This is a genomic window from Methylomonas koyamae (assembly GCF_001644025.1).
Classification (GTDB): Bacteria; Pseudomonadota; Gammaproteobacteria; order Methylococcales; family Methylomonadaceae; genus Methylomonas; species Methylomonas koyamae_A.
Genome location: NZ_LUUK01000043.1, coordinates 1 through 2,174, shown reverse-complemented (window position 1 = coordinate 2,174; position 2,174 = coordinate 1). Strand labels below are relative to the sequence as shown.

The window sequence follows — 2,174 nt, the reverse complement described above, 5'->3', positions numbered from 1 at the left end:
CCGCCAAAGCCGAATGGCAGGTGTGAAATTAAGCATTAAAATCCGGCAAAGCCCAATAAAATCAAGGTTATCAGAGGGGCTTTGCAGTAAAATAATCCCCCATGAATCCCTTGGCCGAACTCGATCAATTAAACCTGGAGCCCGCTGCCAAAACCCAAGTGGTGGCGATGCTTCAGACATTGGTCGAGCAAGCCGCACAGGATGCGCAAACCATTGCAAAGAAAGACGCCAGTATTCAGGCGAAAGACATTAAAATCGCCGCACTCACACACGAACTGGCCTACTACAAGCGCATCCGCTTCAGTACCAAAAGCGAAGCCCTAGCGCCGCTGCAGCGTGATGTGTTCGAGGAAACTTGGAACACCGACATGTCGGCGATTGAAGCCGAAGTCGAGCAACTTCAGGACAACCAACCGTGTGACACCGTCGTTCGCCCGAAACGCCCCCGTGCCGGACGCCAACCGTTACCAGACCATCTGCCACGCATCGAACACCGCCACGAACCGGAATCCTGCACCTGTGGCCAATGCGGCAAGGACTTGGTCAAGATCGGCGACGACTGCAGGGATGCAGGAGATAGAGCAACGCAGGAGCAGTTGCCGAAGACATTAGCGAACAACTGGATGTCGAGCCGGCCAAGTTTTTCGTCCATCGCCATATCCGCCCGCAATACGCTTGCCGGCATTGCGAAACCATTACGGCCGCGCCGATCCCGCCGGCGGTAATCGATGGCGGCATGGCCGCAGTGGGTTTATTGACCTGGGTGATGATCGGCAAATACCTGGATCATCTGCCGCTGTACCGGCTGGAACAAATTGCCGCCCGCGACGGGGTGGTCTTATCCCGCTCCACGCTAGCCGACTGGGTGGGGCGCCTCGGTGTGGCCTTGCAACCCTTGGTCGACCGCTTGGTGTGGCACCTATTGCAGCGGGATAGCTTGCACGCCGACGAGACGCCGGTGCCGCAACTCGATCCCGGCAACGGCAAAACCAAGAAAGCCTATCTGTGGGCTTATCGCAGTAATGATTTACAACCGGGCCCCAAGATCATCGTCTTCGATTATCAAGCCGGTCGCAGCGATCGCTATGCGCAGCGGTTTCTGGGCGATTGGCACGGCCACTTGTTGGTGGATGACTACGCCGGCTACAAAGCCTTGTTTGCCACGGCCCGCGCGCACCCTGAAACGCAACGCCTGCTCGAACCTTGCATCGAACTGGCCTGCCTGGCGCATGCGCGGCGCAAATTCTTCGACCTGTTCCAGTCCAGTCAGAGCCCTGTGGCGCAAGAAGCCTTGCAGCGGATCGGTGTGCTGTATGCCAACGAAGCCGAGGGCAGTGACATGAGTGCCGACGAGCGTCAACGCCTGCGGGCGGAAAAAAGCCGGCCCGCATTCACCGACTTGCACGACTGGCTGCAACAAACCCGTCTGAACACCGCGCCTAACAGTGCAACGGCCAAGGCGATCGATTACAGCCTGAAGCGCTGGGTTGCGCTGACGCGCTACGCCGAAACCGGCGATCTGCCCACCGATAATAATCCCGTCGAGAACAGCATTCGCCCCATTGCCTTGGGAAAAAAGAATTGGTTATTTGCCGGCTCAGAGCGCGCCGGCCAACGGGCCGCCGTCATTCAAACCCTGCTCGGCACCGCCAAGCTCAACGGCCTGAATCCGGCGGGGTGGTTGAAAGACACCCTGGAAAAGCTACCTACCTGGCCTAACAGCCGCATCGACGAACTGCTGCCGTTCGGTGATCTGGATTAAATCATAACCTGCAACGTCTGGCGATGTGGAACGGCTGAGCGCTTACGCTGGATTTTTGACTCAAGCCAAATCATTGGCGGCAATTAGCCAGTTTGCAGCCATACATTTCAAAACTTGAATGTCGCAAAGTGGCCGGGTCGAGCCGATGACGACTCAAGGTTGCTTGCCGAAAAGCTGTCGTTCGCTGAACTTAGAGATGGAAAATTTCGCCAGCCATCCTCAGTGGCCGGTTTTGGCCGATAGCCGTCGGCGCCAGGGTCTTGAAATTGGGATCCCTGGCCGACTTCGGATTGGAATCGGTGGCGGTTTTCAATCGGAATTGGATGGAATATGCAGCTTCAGGACTGCTTTCATCGTCCGTCACATTGTGCGCGGGCTAGGCCACCGAGAAGCATCTAATGGCAGAATTAGC

General features: G+C 57.0%; 1 pseudogene. It reads left to right on the top strand.

Annotated features, from left to right (window positions below):
- The first annotated feature begins 101 nt into the window (after positions 1-101).
- Positions 102-1,762: pseudogene (gene tnpC, locus A1355_RS04185) on the top strand (IS66 family transposase).
- Positions 1,763-2,174: the final 412 nt, after the last annotated feature.